We start from the raw sequence: 15584 nt of genomic DNA on the forward strand, positions 1-15584 counted from the left end.
CAGACACTTCATAAGGAAATACCTGTCGCTTCGTTTACGATACAAATTTGTTGGTTTTGGACTTGATAAAATCAGCAGTAAATCATTTCCTGTCTGATGATTTCTTCGGCTCGGTTACGGATAGAGTTCATGGACTGTACCCACAACATCTGATTGTCTGCTTTCATGGTTTCGGTCACGCCCTCGGCTTGTTTCATCTGCTCAATGATAAGGCTGCACCTTTCCGTTGCCTGTTCGTCCAGGTCAGCAAGGTAAGTATGCAGTTCGCCGGATAAACAGAGGGCAGAGAACCTTGTAGGGCGGTACTGCTCCAAATATGTCCTGTGCAGTCTGCCCCACATACCGATAGGGCGGTGTTCCTCCGGTAGCTTCAAGTCCGGCACATAGTAATCGCCCACAAGAACATAGTCCAGACCGTTGCTTTTGTCATGGATTCGTGATTTCAATTCTGTCATGCTATTTTTTCTCCTTTCACTTTTTGCCGCTTTGATTTGCTTGTGACGTTCTGTTCAACACACACATTGCTATCAGAACTTTTTTCTTCTGCTATACGCTCATGCTCCGCAAATTCTTTTGATTTCTCACGAATCTTTTTCATATACTTACGATTGGATTCTCGTTTTCTGCGAAGTCGTTCCGCCTCTTTTTCAGCAGCAATCCTTTCTTCCTCTGTTGGTTCATGCTGCTCCACAGGTACTTGAAATTGCCCGACATAGTTAAGATATATCTCCACCTCTGTGGTGCGGTCTGCACCTTTTCCTTGTGGCTCGTGAACCAGAATTTTGTCGATAAATTCATTTATCATGGCAGGAGTAAGTTCTGTAATATTCTCATACTTTTTAACCAGCTTTAGAAAACGCTCCACATTATTTTGACCGCCTATAATCCGTTGCATATCAGCGGTGTCAGTCTCAATAATCTTGTTCAGCTCGTTCTGCTCATTTTCATAATCAGTAAGCATACTCTGAAAAAGTCTGTCCGGCAATCTTCCAATCACATTATCTTCATAGATTTTCCTGATAAGCATATCCAGTTCGTGAACTCGCTTCTGATTTCTTTCAATGCGGTTTTTTACAGTTTCAGAAACAGCAATATCTTTCATCGCCGATTCTTCTTGCAGAGAATAAACAAACTCCCGCTCATTCAAAGAAACATAATGGCAAGTCTCCTGTATGGTTTTCAGAATGATGCTTTTAAGTGCTTTTGTTGAAATATGGTGGCAAGTACAATGTCGGTCATACTTCTGATAAGCAAGATTATATGTGGAACATTCATAACAATCTGCCGGATTGGAATAACTTGTCCTTTTTTCGCCTTTGGCAGTATAGTATATTCTTTCTCGCCCTTTCCGCTGCCTGTGATTATACATCGGCGCACCACAATCAGCACAGTAAATCTTTCCGGTCAGAACATTAGGCTCGCCCATAGGATCTGCTTTTCTTACATTCTGTCTTAACTTTTGAGCAAGCAGCCATGTTTCTTCATCGACAATAGGCTCTTGTGTATCATCAAAAACCACCCAATCTTCCTTATCTGCCCTTTTCGTCTTTTTGTCCTTATAGGAATTTTTGAATGTCCTGAAGTTGACAGTCTTTCCGATATACTCTGGTCGGGCAATCAGAGTAGTAACCTGATTTCCTCGCCACATATACGGATTTTCTTTGTCATAGTTGCTTGCATGATTTCCAAGTCCCTTTTTGCCAAGATAATAAGATGGTCTTTCAATTTTTTCTTCTGAAAGTTCTCTTGCTATCTGATAAGGTCCTTTTCCCTCAATAGTCATGCGATAAATTCTGCGGACTACTTCAGCAGCTTCTTCATCAATAATCCAATGGTCGGGGTTTTCGGGGTCTTTCAAATAGCCGTATGGTGGGATATTACTTGTATGAGCGTTGCCGGAAGAACCTCTGGATTTCAGTACAGCTTTAATTTTCTTACTTGTGTCCCTGACAAACCACTCATTCATGATATTCAGAAAAGGGGCAAACTCACTGGTTTCTTGACGGTCACTGTCAATACCATTATTGATTGCTATAAATCGAACTTCCTTTTCTCTAAACAGAATGTCAGTGAAAAAACCTACTTGCAAATGGTCTCTGCCGATTCTGGACATATCTTTGCAGATACAGGCAGTGATTTCTCCGTTTTTAACACCTTCAACAAGTCTGTTCCATGAAGGTCTGTCAAAGGTCGCTCCACTCCAACCATCATCGGTAAAATGAACAAGATTCGTAAAACCATGTTTCATAGCATAATCTTCAAGCATTTGCTTTTGATGAACTATACTGTTACTCTCTCCAGCATTATCATCATCACGAGACAGTCTTTCATACAAAGCAGTAATGCCATTGCTTTTATCTTTTTTTCTTCTCATGCTGAACTCCTTTCTTCAATTCCTATCCACTCCTTACGCTCACAAAATATCACATCGGTAAAGTGTTTAGGGGGAGATGTTTTCCCTTCCTTGATTTCCGTGCCGCTGACGGTCATTTCGTCACCAACGGAAACAGAAGGGAGTGTCTGCACGTTTTCGTCGGATTTTGTCGAATCATTTTTCTGAACCAGAGCTTTCCATCCATCCTGCACAACAGTTTTGCCTTTGGTGGAAAACACGGTACCGCCACAGTCCAGCTCAATAACTGTCTCTGCGTATCGGTGCGGATCGCCAACAGCTACGCACAACCGATTCGAGATCAGTTGCAAAATTGCAAGTTCACCCTTGGGAAGTTCGCTCAGATTGCATTTCTGCAATTCTCTGGTCGGAATGATGGCATGGTGATCTGTGACCTTTTTGTTATTCACAACCTGCTCTGCATGAACTGGTATGTTATCCACATCCTCCACGGGGAATGTGTGGAAAGCCAGCTTTACGAGGTCGGTCAGGCTATGTGCCATATCTTCCGTCAGAAACCTGCTGTCGGTACGGGGATAAGTGACCAGTTTCTTTTCATAGAGGTTCTGCGTGTAGTCCAAGGTCTGCTGTGCCGTGTAGCCAAGCACACGGTTGGCTTCTCTCTGTAAACTGGTCAGGTCATAGAGCGCAGGCGGCTTTTCTGTTTTCTCCTTACATTCAGCTTTCTGAACGATTGCCACCGAACAGCTTTGTTTGACAGCTTCGGCTGCTGCCTTGGTTTTGAAGCGTTCGCTTGCAGCCGTAAAACCATCCAATCCAATCTGAACTGTGTAGAACAGTTCAGGCTTGAATGCGGAAATGGCAGCTTCTCGCATAACAGCCATAGCAAGGGTAGGGGTCATAACACGACCAACATTCAGGGTCTGCCCGTAAAGGGTCGAAAAAAGTCGAGTAGCGTTAATACCAACAATCCAGTCGGCTCGTTCTCGACACAGTGCTGCTTCATACAAAGCATCATATTCCGTTCCAGACCTGAGATTTTCAAAGCCCTCCTTGATTGCTACATCTTCCATCGAGGAAATCCAAAGCCGCTCAAACGGCTTTCTGCACCCGGCTTTGTGGTACACCAACCGAAAGATCAGCTCGCCCTCACGACCGGCATCTGTTGCACACACAAGACTCGCAACATCTTCTCTGGCCATGAGCTTTTTCAGAATCCCAAACTGTTTTTTCGTACCGGCAGAAACCTCATACTGCCAGTCCATCGGGAAGATAGGAAGGTCTGCATAAGCCCATTTGCTGTACTTCGCATCATAGACTTCCGGCTGTGCCAGCTCCACCAAATGCCCTACACACCAGCTGACCACATATCCGTTTCCCTCTAAGTAGCCATCCTCACGCTTGGCAGCACCTAACACTTTGGCAATACTCTGTGCAACCGAAGGCTTTTCAGCCAAAACTAATTTCATTTGCATCTGCTCCTTTCACAAAAAAATAAGCAGCCACACACCGTAGTGCATGACTGCTATGTAAAAAGTTCGGAAAGGATTTTTGCAACCTGATACAATTTTCTGTTCTACAATCTCCGTCATAATAAAAATATCTCCATCATTTCAAAAGAGAATGACGGAGATATTTCACCTTGCTTATTCTTGTAGCAACCAATCGGCTATATCGTGAATTTCGATTCCTTCATAGCTATATTGGGGATGTTTGGTTCTGGCAATAATCATTTTCGGATAAGCGTCTCGAATCTGAAGCAGAGGAGAGCATTCTCTCTCAAATGTTTCCTGCCCGGAAATGTTGTCGCTGACCTGAATATAAATCTTTTCGCTACCTCTCTGAGCAACAAAGTCGATTTCCTTTTGATAGAGCTTGCCGACATAGACATCATATCCACGGCGAAGAAGCTCGATACAAACAACGTTTTCATATACTCTGCCATAGTCTATATTTCTGCTTCCCAGTATTGCATATCGAATACCGCTGTCACACAAATAGAACTTTTCAGAGCTTTCAAGGTATTTCTTACCTCGGATGTCATATCTCTTAATATCATAAAATACAAAAGCATTGCACAAATACTTAATGTACTTGCCGACGGTTACATGATTGGTTGGAGTCTCATTTGCTGTCAGTAGCTGACTGACCTTATTCGGAGAAGTCAGGTTGCTGATATTATCCATAAGGAACTCGCTCAGACGTTGTAAAACCAAAGTGTCCGGGAGAGTATATTTCTGTACCAAATCCCTTGTAACAATCGTTTCGTAGACCTCTTTGATATAGTTTGTTCTGTCTTTTTCGGTTCTATAAGCATAGGAACCTGCTAAACCGCCCTTGATAGCGTACTCATCAAAGAGCTTATCTTTGTCACTAATATCATCATAATACTGGCAATATTCCTGGAAGCTGAAAGGAAACACATGAATTTCAATATAGCGTCCGGTAAACAGAGTTGCCAGATCTGCACTCAACAGGAAAGCATTAGAGCCTGTTACATAGATGTCGTATTTTCCCTTAGAGTACAGGCTATTGATTGCCAACTCAAACTTGGGACACATCTGAACCTCGTCTACAAACAGGTAGTTCGTTTTTCCTTCCTGATAATGTTCTTCCACATAGGCGTGTAAGGCATGGTATTCCTTGATTTCTTCATACGCCAAATCCATGAAGTCGATGAAGATAATATTGATGTTTTCAAAATTGCTTTTCAGATACGCAATATACGCCTGCATCAATTTGGACTTACCAGATCGACGAATGCCCGTGATGATCTTGATGTCAGGAGTACCATTCAGTTCAATGATTCTATCGAGATATTTTGCTCTCGTGATTGTTTTCATATAGTCACCCGCTTTCAAAAATTGAAGTTTTTTCATTTCTCGAAACCGCTTCGCTGTACTTATTATACTGTCTGCTAATAGTATATGCAAGATGTCACTTTCAAAAACGCAAATTTTTTTATTTTTTGAAAGCGGAAACTATGTAAAGGCAACCCGAAGGCTGCCCCAGGCATCAAGCCTATCCTGTTTACACAGGTTCATTATCATCTTCATCGACGGAGCTATCTTCATCGTCGTCCTCAAACTCCGGATCGTACCCATAGTCCTCGTCATCGTCCACATAATCAGCATCTGGGTCAGGCTTTGCCGCTTCCTGTGCCTTCTTCTTTTCCTGGACTTTCTTAAATACGAAGAATCCACCACCACAGGCAAGCACAATCAGAGTAAGAATCGCCGGGAGCATATTTGTGGATTTCGGCTTTTCCTCCGGTGTCGGTTCTGTAATTTCAGGAACTGTTTCAACTACTTCCGGCTTTGTTTCCTCAACCGGCTTGGTGAACTCTGCAACTTCTTCCTCGTCCATCAGCTTGAGCAGGTCGGCTTCATCCACCTGATTCAGAAAATGCACGGTTTCCTCGCCCTTATCATCACGGTCAATGATGATATAGAAGTAGTTTCCGTTTTTGGTTACAGCGGTAATGAACTGCTTTCCGCTTTTCGTAGGCGAGCCAGCGTCATCAACCAAAGTCAGATTGCCGTCGGGAGTAAGCGGTAGCATCGGCTCCTCCGGCTCTGTTTCGGGAACTTTTTCTTCGACCGCAGGTTCTTCAGTCGCTACGCTTTCATCTACATAGGCAAATGCCGTTGTAGAAAACACGCCAAAACACATTGCACACGCCAGCAATGCGGCTCCAATTTTCTTAAATCTCATTCTGCGTTTCCTCCTCATTCATAGTATTGATCGTATCAGGCTTCGGAGCCATATCCGCAGCAAACATACGGAGCAGCTCGGAAAGCTGTTCGGGATTCAGGTTCGCAGCATGAACCATCTCATGGATTTCGGAATTTTCCTCCTCACGGTATCTGCGTTCCAGGTCTTTCACCTTAGCATCCCATTCTGCCCGTTTCTTACGGGCTTTTTCAAGGTCTGCACCTATTCTGTCTAACTTGGCACTCAATCGCCATCCCTCCTTTAGTTTCTGATTCTGCCGAAGCAGTAAAAATGCTGTTGCCAGTAATTCGATTCGATAGAAGCGTAGGAAATGGGGTTTCCGCAGTGGATCATCATACCATTGCCAACATAGATACCAACGTGTGATGCACCGGAGGTATCATAAGTGCCTTGGAAGAAAATCAAATCTCCCGGTTTGGCAGAGCTTTTCGGGATAATGTCGCATACGCCCATCAAACCGTTTGCGGTCAAACGACCAACACTCCAACCGTTTCCGCAGTGATTGATTACATAGGAAACAAATCCGGAGCAGTCAAAGGAGGTAGACGGGCTGCTGCCGCCCCACACATACGGGTATCCCAGATATTTTTCAGCTTCCCGAATCATATTGGCAAATCTTGTGTCTGTCAGCGCTTCGCCCGGAATATCATAATCGGTGTACTCGCCGCCAGGGGTGGCGTAAATGTCATTTCCGAAAATATCCGGTCTGTTGCCCCTTGTCTGAAGCAAAATTCTATATCGCTCCATATCATCTTCCGACAAGCCGGAATTTGAAATCACACTGTTCAAGCCCTTATTTCTGAGCTTCACATTCAGAATATAATATTCGTAATCTTCTTCCTCTGTTGTTGTCTCTCCCGTTTCGGGATCAGTAGAAGATGTTGTTCGTGTACGAATCTCTACTACTTCCGTCAGGGTCAGCTCATATTGTTGCTCAAATAGCCATTGCAGGGTAGCCTGCACCTCATCTCTGGTGTAATCCTCAAACTTCACCGTCAAATACGCCGCCAGCTCATAAGGATTGTGGTTGATTTCATCAAGGTCATACCGGTACTCGTCATATCCGCTATGAGTACGCTCGATATTATTGATTTTATTGCGGAGCGCAGCTTCCAAAGCCTTGTAATCATTGTCCGCACCAATAATATCTTCCTCTTTTGCAGTAAAAGAAGTTCCCAGAATGATCTGTGTGCCGCCTTGGAACATAGCCGAACAAGACGAGAACATCCCTGAGAGTATCATAAAAAGCAGTCCGGCAATCAAAACAAACAGAATCGTTTTAGAGTGTGTGGTGCAGAACTCCGTTACTCTTTCTGTGATGTTCTTGGCTCCCTGAGCTGCTTTGCCCGTTGCCTTGCCTGCACCCTTAGATGCAGAAGCCGTTGTCGAAGCGGTATTCTTACCGGCTTTGGCGGCAGCATATTCTTTCTTGATTGCCCTTTTCTGTTGCCAACGGGAAAAGGGATTGGAACCGGCATCGGGGTTGTCCTTTTTGAACTTCTCATACAGGGCATTTACATTTGCTTTATCTGACTTCTCAACCAGCTTTTCCGCCTTGTCGTAGGCTTTCAGCTTGTGACTGTAAACGGCATGATCGACGGTATAGACAGTGGATTCAACAGCCTTGGTCGTTTCCTGCACAGCCTGAACGCCGATATTATCATCCTCATATTCTGACACCGCCCGATGTGCTTTGGATGTGAGCGTGACTGCGGCACCACGGCTTGCCATGTGCTTTGCCACAGATGGGCGCTCGATTTCCGTAAACTCCGCTTTTTCAAAACGGAGCTTTGCTTTACGGGAACCGGCTGCATCTGTTTCCAGCTTTAGCTTCGGCTTTGCCTTTTTAGAAGCCAATTTGTCTGCCGCTTTTTCAGCCCTATCAACCGCCTTATCTGCACGGTCGGCAGCTTTCTTCACATGAGAATCTGCAAGGTCATCTTCGGTAAAACGGAGTCGTGTAGGTCTTTTCGCCATACATTACGCCTCCTTTTCCTGTGCCACCTCGTTTAACTTCGTGGTCATAATGCGATACAGTTCCAGATCTGTCGGGAATCGGTCAATGAACGGCAGAATCACATTGCCATAGAACAGAAGTCCTTCGCCCTCACCGGAGTTGGTTACATAGGACAGCTGATGCGGCGAAATGTTCAACCGCTGTGCCAGAATACTTCGGTCATCGCTTGCCTGATTCAGCATATAGATGAAATCAGAGTTTTCGAGGATGTTGACAATCTCCGGGGAACGAAGCAGGTCTTTGACATTCTGAGTAATACCGGTCGGCAAGCCGCCCCATTTACGGAATCGCTTCCAGATTTCTACGGAATAGGTTGCCGTCTGTTCTTCCTTCAGAAGCAGATGGAACTCGTCAATATAATATCTGGTCGATTTACCGGCAGAACGGTTGGCAGTTACACGCCCCCAGACCTGATCCTGAACGATCAGCATACCGATTTTTTTCAGCTGATTGCCCAGCTCCTTAATGTCGAAGCACACCAGACGATTCTGAATATCCACATTGGTTCTGTTGTTAAACAGTTTCAGAGAACCCTTAACATAGATTTCCAAGGCGGTCGCTACATGGTGGGCTTCCTTTTCGTCCTGTTTCAGAAGGGCATCATACAAATCCTCAAGGATCGGCATATTCTCAGGGGCAGGATTGTCGAAATATCTCTGGTAAATCTGATGCACACAACGGTCGATAACCGTCTTTTCGATAGGCTGCAAGCCATCCTTACTGCCCATAATCAACTCACAGAGGGACAGGATAAAATCAGCTTTCAGTGCTACCGGGTTGTCATCCTCAGAGTAGTTCAGGTTGATGTCCATAGGGTTGATATAGTTGGTACTGGAGGAGCTGATTTTTACCACCTGACCATTGAACTTGTGAACCAGAGCCGCATATTCCGCTTCGGGGTCGCAGATGATAATATCGTCATCCGTAACCAGGAACGCATTGGTGATTTCACGCTTTGCGGAAAAGGATTTACCGGAACCGGGAGTACCCAGAATCAGTCCGTTGGGGTTCTTGAGCTTCTTTCTGTCCACCATGATAAGGTTGTTCGACAGAGCATTCAGCCCGTAATAGAGCGTTTCTCCACCATTCTGGAACAGCTCCTGCGTGGTGAAAGGCACAAAAATAGCCGTGGAACTGGTAGTCAGGCCACGACGAATCTCAATCAGGTTTTGTGCCAAAGGCAGGCTGCTCATCAGTCCGGATTCCTGCTGAAAATCCAAACGACGCAGATTGCAGTTATGCTTCTGGGCGATGCTCTGTGCCTGGAACACATTGTTCTCCAGTTCCTGCTCGGTGCGCCCGGTGTTCAGCACCAGAAATGTCACCATGAACATTCGCTCATTCTGGCTCTGCAATTCTTTCAGAAGTGACTTCGCATCTTTACCATAGGTAGCAAGGTCAGATGGGATAATGTCCATGTCATAGCCAGAACGCACAGCCTTTTTCTGTTCCTCGATTTTGGAACGGTCAAGCTCGGTGATGATTCTCTTGATGGTCTTAATCGCCGCAGTCTGGTCAACCGACTGGATGTGCATGGTCACGATCTGCGTGGATTCCATATCCAGAAAATCCGCCAGCATACGATCAGACAGGTCTGATGCCGTAATTGCCAGATAAGACATCGAACCGAAGATACTGCCCATCTGGAAGGTGCGGTTGGTCTTAAAGGCAAACGCCGTCGGAGCAATGAAGTCCTTTACGGACAGCCCGGATTCCACAAGATACTTCCAATCGAAGAAGAACTTATCATTATCACCCATGTGGAACATAGAGTGCATCAGATGCAGCCGCTCTTTGCCGTTCATGGTAGTGGCAATGACACCCAAACGCCGAAAGTTATTGAGCAGATCGTTTTCGATATGGTTGAGTCTCGGCTTTGCCTGCCGCATGGATTCGGCTTCAATGCCGAATGTCAGGTACTTGGTTTTGGTCAAGCCGTTGTTGCCCTGCGCCAACTGCTTTTTCAGCATCTGGCTATACTCGGCACGGACGGGATTGAAGCTGTCCTTCTTGAACGGGATACGGATACTCTTTTCAAAGCTTTCAGCATCGGTACTCAGGTTCATAAAGGAAAGCTCAAAGTGAATGGAGCTGTCAAAGAAATTCAGGAAACTGCACCACTCATCGAAGATGGCAGTCTTATCTTCCTGCTGTGCCAGCTGATAGTTGATGTCCTGAAACTGAATGGTCTTGGTGTAATAACTGTCAGTGACACGGCAGATGCCATCCGGGAACATTCTCTGAAAGGGAATGGACTGCTGTGCAGTCTGCGGAATACCGTTGTCCTTCTTTGCCCGTTCCACAACAGCTTTAATTTCTCGCTGCTGCTTCCGATTCAGATTTGCAGGCATTTTGATGTTTCTTGCCTGTGGCTTCTTTTTGAAAAACAATTCGTTCAACCTCCTTTTCCAGTTTGTACTGACGCATCAAAGCGTCATAATAGTTGTCCGTCTGATAAGGGCGAACCTTGGGACGAACGAATTTGGTCTGAATGAAGTGTTCTACAACCACTTCCAACGGCTGACTATCCTTTTCATACATTGCCAGAAAGAACAACGGTAACATGACGATCATCATGGACAGTGCTGCAAGGCTCACATTTCCGGTTGCTTTGACCAGAAAGAAAATCGGCACTCCGATGAGCGCCGCCGCACCAAAGCAAAGTAACTGCCGTTTCGTCAGATTGAAGAACACTTTTGTTTTTACCCTCGTCAGGTCACGAGGTACGGGAATATACGCTGCCAAACAATTTCCTCCTTCCCTTAGTGAGCGCTGAATACACCCTTCGCAAGCGAACCAGTCTTAAACAGGGTGAAGCACAAAAGGACGGTGTAGCCCATAACACCCCAGATAGAACCGATGATGTCATCACTGAATGCGATAGACTGAATCAGCACCGCATAAATGCCCACGCAGATCATAATCAGGAATCCCTGGAATCCGATTGCAAACAGCGAACGCAGATAATTCTGTCCGATATTGCTCTGTTCTCTGTTTCCAAAAGTGGAAAGCGGAATCGGGGCAAGGCTGACCATCAGATAAATTTCAATCATTCGACCGTAGACGATCACAAAGATGATGATTGCCAAAGCGGACATCGTGACCTGCACGATAAAGGATTGCAGGAACAAGCCGAGCAAAGGACCCAAATCCATTGCCATCAGCGTTTCTTCCATTGTTTCCAATGCCGAAGCATCTATGGCAGTATTTCCGGATATGATACCGGCGCTTGCGTTTATAACGTGCTGTGTCACATCAAACACAGCCATCGTGATATTGAATGTGTTTGTGATTAACATGACCGCAACAAAAGTCTTGAACACCCATTTGAAGAAGATCCAGGTTTCAAAATTTGCCAGATTGTTGTGGTCAATAATCATCTGAATTAGCTCATAACAGGCAATGAAGGTCAGAATCAAGCCTGCGATTGGGATAATCACTGACTCGGAGATGTTTCGTACCATGGCAAAGACACCCGGCGAAAAATTCGCCGGGGTCATGCCAACGGAGGTTGCTATCTCGCCAACCTGGTTGTTGACGGACTCAAACATCCCCGACAGATTTCCCATAATAGCTGAAACGAGCATTTCTTTCAGCCAGTCTGTGATCTGTTGGAGTATGCTGTCCAAAGGCGATTACCTCCTTGTTTTGTGATTAACCGAACAGTCCGGAGAGCAGAGGTACAAGGGTGGTGCCGATGAGGGCAACACCGCCGCCAGCCATGAGCTGCTTCATGCCCTGGGACTTTGCTTATGTGTGATAAAGAAGTAATAGAAGTGTAAAAAATTTTGCCGTTCCTATCCGGCACATGAGGTATGTCGGATAGGTCGGGCGGTTAGGTGTCGGGCAGTTCTACCTTGCCGACAAAAGAATAATAGATTTCGATTTCCTGTCTGCGTAACTTGCCCCGGCGTTTCCCGTCAAGGGCAACGCTTTCATGGACAACGATTTTCTCCACAAACTCCCGCAGCAGAGTAGGGGTAAGTTCTTCAATGGTAGTGTGCCTGCGTACCACATTCATAAACTTTTCAGCGTTTGCGGTGGCTTCCTGCGCTTTGGAAAGTTCTTCCCGCAGTCTGGCGGCACGTTCTTTCAGTTCTTTCTGCTCGGCTTCATAGTCTGCCGACAGCTCTGTGAAACGCTCGTCCGATATGCGCCCGGTTACGCTGTCCTCATACAGCCGCTTGAAGATAGCAGATAACTCGGCTATGCGTTTCTCGGCGGCTTCCAGCTCCTTTTTCTTGGCGGCGTTCCTGCGTCTGTCCCCGTCCTCATTCTGCTCGATTAAAAGCTTCATAAACCGGGCTTCATGCTTTGCCGCATAGCTGGTAACTTTCCGCAGATTGGAGAGTACGCCAGCGGTCAAGAGGTCAGTGCGGATAAAGTGCGCTGTGCAGTCGGCGGTGCGTTTCTTGTAGCTTCCGCAGATATAACAGTCCTGCTTGCGCTTGTCCGTCTGGTATCGCTGCTGGTACATGACGCTGCCGCAGTCGGCACAAAAGAGTATGCCGGAGAACAAGCCCACTTCGTCATAACGGTTGGGGCGTTTGCGCTGCTTGCGTAACTCCTGCACCCGTTCCCACGTTTCCCGGTCAATGATAGGCTCATGGTGGTTCTCAAAAACCGCCTGCTTTTCCGGGGGATTTTCTATGCTGTGTTTCAGCTTGTAGGACGGCTTCTCGGTCTTAAAGTTTACCAGACAGCCCGTATATTCCCGGTTTTCCAGCAGATGAACCACGGTATTGGTCGCCCACTTGCACTCATAGCCGGGGTGGTAGCGGCGGGTGCTGCCCGTCCTGCGGTATTCCAGCGTCCCCGGCGTGGGGATTTGCTGCTCGGTCAGCATACGGGCTATCTTGGTCGGACCGTTCCCGGCAAGGCAAAGGCTGTAAATCTGCCGTACCACCGGGGCGGCTTCCTCGTCAATGATAAAGTTTTCGTCCTCGTCCATGAGGTAGCCATAGACGGGCTTGCTTGTGATGGGCTTTCCGCTCATGCCCTTAGAGCGTTTTACTGCCTTGATTTTCTTGCTCGTATCTCTCACCAGCCATTCGTTAAAAATGTTCCGCAGCGGGGCAAAATCATTTTCCCCCTGTGCGCTGTCCACTCCGTCATTGATAGCGATGAAGCGGACACCTTTCTGTGGGAAAATCATTTCTGTGTACATTCCCACCTGTAAGTAGTTTCGCCCTAACCTCGACATATCCTTGACGATAACTGTCCCGACTTTCCCTGCTTCAATGTCTGCAAGCATGGCTTGAAATCCGGGTCTTTGAAAGTTCGCACCGGAATAACCGTCGTCGGTGTACCAGCGCAGATTAGAAAATCCATTCTGTTTGGCATAGGTTTCCAAAATCCTCTTTTGGTTGGAAATGGAATTGCTCTCGCCTTGCAGCTCGTCCTCATGGGACAGTCTTGGGTAAAGGGCGGTAATGAGTTGCTGGGTGGTCTGTCTTAACATAAATTCCTCCGTTTCCGACAGCCAGCCCCACTATTCCGTACCTTGATTGTACCACATGGGGCGGCTGTCTGTATAGCGGCAAAAGCGTCAAATCTGCTTCTTTACGGTCGGTAAAAATGACGGTTTTTCAATCAGGCTTATCACAGGTCAAATATCCGGCGGCGGCTTCTGCTTCCAGCACTTTCATCATCTTGTCAGCGGCGGTGTCGGTCGCCCCCTCCTTGAAAAAGCCAGACACCACAAGGATTGTGTTGCCTATCCTCGTTTCGGTCACGCAGTCCGGGCGGCGGGCAGGGCGTTTGTTTCTCTGGGTGTCGGTCATAGGCAAATCTCCTTTCCGGCAAGCAGCCGTTTCAGCTGTTCCATTTTTCCCTGTGCGGCGGCTTTCCTCAAATTCTCCCCGGTAAAGCAGAGAGGGGAACACATTTCAAGCAGGCGGTCATAAATCCGGGCGTGGGCGGTGTCCTCCGGGTGCTGCAATTCCTCCAGCGTGAGGTTGGTCGTCACAATCAGCGGCTTCCTGCTCCGGTAGCGGCTGTCAATCACATTGTAGACCTGTTCCAGACCGTATTCTGTGCCACGCTCCATTCCAAAATCGTCAATGATGAGCAGGGGGAAGCTGCAAAGGCGGGAAATATATTCGTTCCTGCCCGCAAAGCTGGCGGCAAGGTCGTTTAATATTGCTGCAAAGTTTGTCATGCACACCGGGACTTCCTGCTCCATGAGGGCGTTTGCAATACACCCGGCAAAATAGCTTTTCCCAGTGCCTACCCTGCCCCACAAGAGCAGCCCGTAGTTCCCGTCCTTTATCTGTTCCCAGCGTGCCACATATCCGGCGGCGTTCTTCATCTGCGGGCAGCTGCCGTTATCGTTGGCAAATGTCCAGTCCTGCATGGTCTTGTCTGTAAAGCCCTGCCGTTTCAGCCGTTCCACCGTTTCAAGGTGGCTGCGCCGCTTCTCGGCGGCTTCCCGTTCCTTACGGGCTGCCCGCTGGCAGTCGCACTCTGACGGGTGGCGGTCACGCCCGAAAAAGGTCTTGCCCTCCGGGAAATAGGCTTCTTTGGGTTTCCGGCATTTGCCGCAGTATAAAAGCCCGTCCTCCCCGGTGTAATCCTCCGGCTCGGCTGTGGTGTCGGTCATAGGCAGTATGGTGTTGTGGATTGTATCGGTCATAGGCTTTCTCCCTCCTTGAATGAATAGTCCGGTATGCCTTTCTTTGGCTTCTCTTTGGCAGCGTCCTCCTGCGCCCACTTGTAAATGGTGGCTGCATGGCTCTGGTACTGCTTCCCGGTGGAAGCGATGTGGCAGGAAAGGCGGTCAAGGTAATACTCCCACTTGCCGGGGAAGTCCTGTTCCAGCTCCAAAAGTTCTGTGTCAGAAAGAAATACATTTTTATATCTGCCATAAGCGGCGGGGGGCTGCCCCTCACTCGCTCCTTTTGTTTGGCTCTCTATTAGGTTGTTTATATTAGTTTGGTTAGGGGACGGTTTTCCGACCGTCATAAGGTCAGTTTTCCGGCTGTCAGTTGGTCGGTTTCCCGCCCTTATGAGGGGCGGTTTTCCGTCCGTCAGTTGGTCGGAAAACTGTACCACTGGGATAGGCGGCACTTTCACATACAGACGGTTGGCGGCAGAAAAGCCCGTCCGTCTGCGTTCCAGCAGCCCGGCAGCGTCCAGTTCGTTCAGTGCGCCCTTTATGGTGGTGCAGCCTTTATCCAGCATTTCCGCTATCTCTGCTATGGGGTAGACAATGTATGTCCGTCCCTCGCTGTCCTGCCAGCCGTTCTTCTGCGAAAGGGTGGAACGGTCTAACAGCAGCGCATATAACTCTCTTGCGGTGTGGGATAGGTCTGTTTCCAGCAGGAAACGGGGGTAAGGCAGGTAAGCGGGCAGCTCCGTTCCTGCGGTCATATAATCAGCGATAGGGTTCACCTCCTTGTGGTGTCTGTCTGTGGGTTCTGTTACGCTTTTAGGGGGCGTTTTTAAGGGAAAAGGATAAATGTATCACGCACCCTTTGA

Annotated in this window: 14 protein-coding genes and 1 pseudogene; all 15 read right to left on the reverse strand. The window is 47.3% G+C overall.

What is annotated here, in order from left to right; all coding sequences use genetic code 11:
- Nucleotides 1-71 precede the first annotated feature (71 nt).
- The 15 genes and pseudogenes from C7U56_RS08890 to C7U56_RS08960 all read right to left on the reverse strand — a co-directional run bounded on the left by C7U56_RS08890 (nt 72) and on the right by C7U56_RS08960 (nt 15476).
- Entirely contained in the window at nt 72-455 is a 384-nt protein-coding gene (locus C7U56_RS08890) for a TnpV protein (RefSeq protein ID WP_005930786.1), read from the reverse strand.
- Nucleotides 452-2374: a recombinase family protein gene (locus tag C7U56_RS08895; RefSeq protein ID WP_107000943.1), complete on the reverse strand. Its 1923-nt coding sequence runs from the start codon at nt 2372-2374 to the stop codon at nt 452-454. Before C7U56_RS08895 ends, C7U56_RS08890 begins: the two co-directional genes overlap by 4 nt.
- Nucleotides 2371-3822 (reverse strand): DNA topoisomerase, encoded by a 1452-nt coding sequence (locus C7U56_RS08900; protein WP_107000944.1) that lies wholly within the window; start codon nt 3820-3822, stop codon nt 2371-2373. The genes C7U56_RS08895 and C7U56_RS08900 overlap by 4 nt, the downstream gene beginning before the upstream one ends.
- 177 nt (nt 3823-3999) lie before the next feature.
- Nucleotides 4000-5232 carry an ATP-binding protein gene (locus tag C7U56_RS08905; RefSeq protein WP_002304383.1) on the reverse strand — a complete coding sequence of 411 codons (1233 nt, stop codon included), beginning with the start codon at nt 5230-5232 and terminating at the stop codon, nt 4000-4002.
- 151 nt (nt 5233-5383) lie between these two features.
- A complete protein-coding gene (locus C7U56_RS08910) occupies nt 5384-6067 on the reverse strand; it encodes a DUF4366 domain-containing protein (RefSeq protein WP_002578950.1) in 684 nt (227 codons plus the stop codon).
- Nucleotides 6057-6314: a DUF4315 family protein gene (locus tag C7U56_RS08915; RefSeq protein ID WP_002304378.1), complete on the reverse strand. Its 258-nt coding sequence runs from the start codon at nt 6312-6314 to the stop codon at nt 6057-6059. The genes C7U56_RS08910 and C7U56_RS08915 overlap by 11 nt, the downstream gene beginning before the upstream one ends.
- Before the next feature lie 14 nt (nt 6315-6328).
- Nucleotides 6329-8065, reverse strand: coding sequence for a C40 family peptidase (locus C7U56_RS08920; protein WP_002304377.1), 1737 nt, complete (start codon nt 8063-8065; stop codon nt 6329-6331).
- A 3-nt stretch (nt 8066-8068) separates the two neighbouring features.
- The gene (locus C7U56_RS08925) at nt 8069-10456 is read right to left on the reverse strand and encodes a VirB4-like conjugal transfer ATPase, CD1110 family (RefSeq protein WP_107000945.1); all 2388 of its coding nucleotides are present in this window, start codon (nt 10454-10456) and stop codon (nt 8069-8071) included.
- On the reverse strand, nt 10416-10850 hold the full coding sequence (locus C7U56_RS08930; protein WP_002304375.1) for a PrgI family protein: 435 nt from the start codon (nt 10848-10850) through the stop codon (nt 10416-10418). The genes C7U56_RS08925 and C7U56_RS08930 overlap by 41 nt, the downstream gene beginning before the upstream one ends.
- Nucleotides 10851-10867: 17 nt before the next feature.
- Nucleotides 10868-11734, reverse strand: coding sequence for a VirB6/TrbL-like conjugal transfer protein, CD1112 family (locus C7U56_RS08935; protein ID WP_002304374.1), 867 nt, complete (start codon nt 11732-11734; stop codon nt 10868-10870).
- Nucleotides 11735-11759: 25 nt separating this feature from the next.
- A pseudogene (locus C7U56_RS16225) lies at nt 11760-11855 on the reverse strand (Maff2 family mobile element protein); the annotation flags it as partial.
- Between the two features lie 85 nt (nt 11856-11940).
- Nucleotides 11941-13566 carry a recombinase family protein gene (locus C7U56_RS08945; protein WP_002594230.1) on the reverse strand — a complete coding sequence of 542 codons (1626 nt, stop codon included), beginning with the start codon at nt 13564-13566 and terminating at the stop codon, nt 11941-11943.
- Nucleotides 13567-13693: 127 nt separating this feature from the next.
- On the reverse strand, nt 13694-13888 hold the full coding sequence (locus tag C7U56_RS08950; protein WP_002594231.1) for a transposon-encoded TnpW family protein: 195 nt from the start codon (nt 13886-13888) through the stop codon (nt 13694-13696).
- The gene (locus C7U56_RS08955; protein ID WP_002594232.1) at nt 13885-14739 is read right to left on the reverse strand and encodes an ATP-binding protein; all 855 of its coding nucleotides are present in this window, start codon (nt 14737-14739) and stop codon (nt 13885-13887) included. The genes C7U56_RS08950 and C7U56_RS08955 overlap by 4 nt, the downstream gene beginning before the upstream one ends.
- A complete protein-coding gene (locus C7U56_RS08960; protein WP_002594233.1) occupies nt 14736-15476 on the reverse strand; it encodes a replication initiator protein A in 741 nt (246 codons plus the stop codon). Before C7U56_RS08960 ends, C7U56_RS08955 begins: the two co-directional genes overlap by 4 nt.
- Nucleotides 15477-15584 lie beyond the last annotated feature (108 nt).

Origin of the sequence: Clostridium fessum (genome assembly GCF_003024715.1) — a bacterium.
Taxonomy (GTDB): domain Bacteria; phylum Bacillota; class Clostridia; order Lachnospirales; family Lachnospiraceae; genus Otoolea; species Otoolea fessa.

Bases quoted from the DNA above. Each gene is read 5' to 3' on its own strand.
- C7U56_RS08890 (WP_005930786.1), bottom strand. From the start codon at position 455: ATGACAGAATTGAAATCACGAATCCATGACAAAAGCAACGGTCTGGAC.
- C7U56_RS08895 (WP_107000943.1), bottom strand. From the start codon at position 2,374: ATGAGAAGAAAAAAAGATAAAAGCAATGGCATTACTGCTTTGTATGAA.
- C7U56_RS08900 (WP_107000944.1), bottom strand. From the start codon at position 3,822: ATGAAATTAGTTTTGGCTGAAAAGCCTTCGGTTGCACAGAGTATTGCC.
- C7U56_RS08950 (WP_002594231.1), bottom strand. From the start codon at position 13,888: ATGACCGACACCCAGAGAAACAAACGCCCTGCCCGCCGCCCGGACTGC.
- C7U56_RS08920 (WP_002304377.1), bottom strand. From the start codon at position 8,065: ATGGCGAAAAGACCTACACGACTCCGTTTTACCGAAGATGACCTTGCA.
- C7U56_RS08960 (WP_002594233.1), bottom strand. From the start codon at position 15,476: ATGACCGCAGGAACGGAGCTGCCCGCTTACCTGCCTTACCCCCGTTTC.
- C7U56_RS08910 (WP_002578950.1), bottom strand. From the start codon at position 6,067: ATGAGATTTAAGAAAATTGGAGCCGCATTGCTGGCGTGTGCAATGTGT.
- C7U56_RS08945 (WP_002594230.1), bottom strand. From the start codon at position 13,566: ATGTTAAGACAGACCACCCAGCAACTCATTACCGCCCTTTACCCAAGA.
- C7U56_RS08955 (WP_002594232.1), bottom strand. From the start codon at position 14,739: ATGACCGATACAATCCACAACACCATACTGCCTATGACCGACACCACA.
- C7U56_RS08925 (WP_107000945.1), bottom strand. From the start codon at position 10,456: ATGCCTGCAAATCTGAATCGGAAGCAGCAGCGAGAAATTAAAGCTGTT.
- C7U56_RS08905 (WP_002304383.1), bottom strand. From the start codon at position 5,232: ATGAAAAAACTTCAATTTTTGAAAGCGGGTGACTATATGAAAACAATC.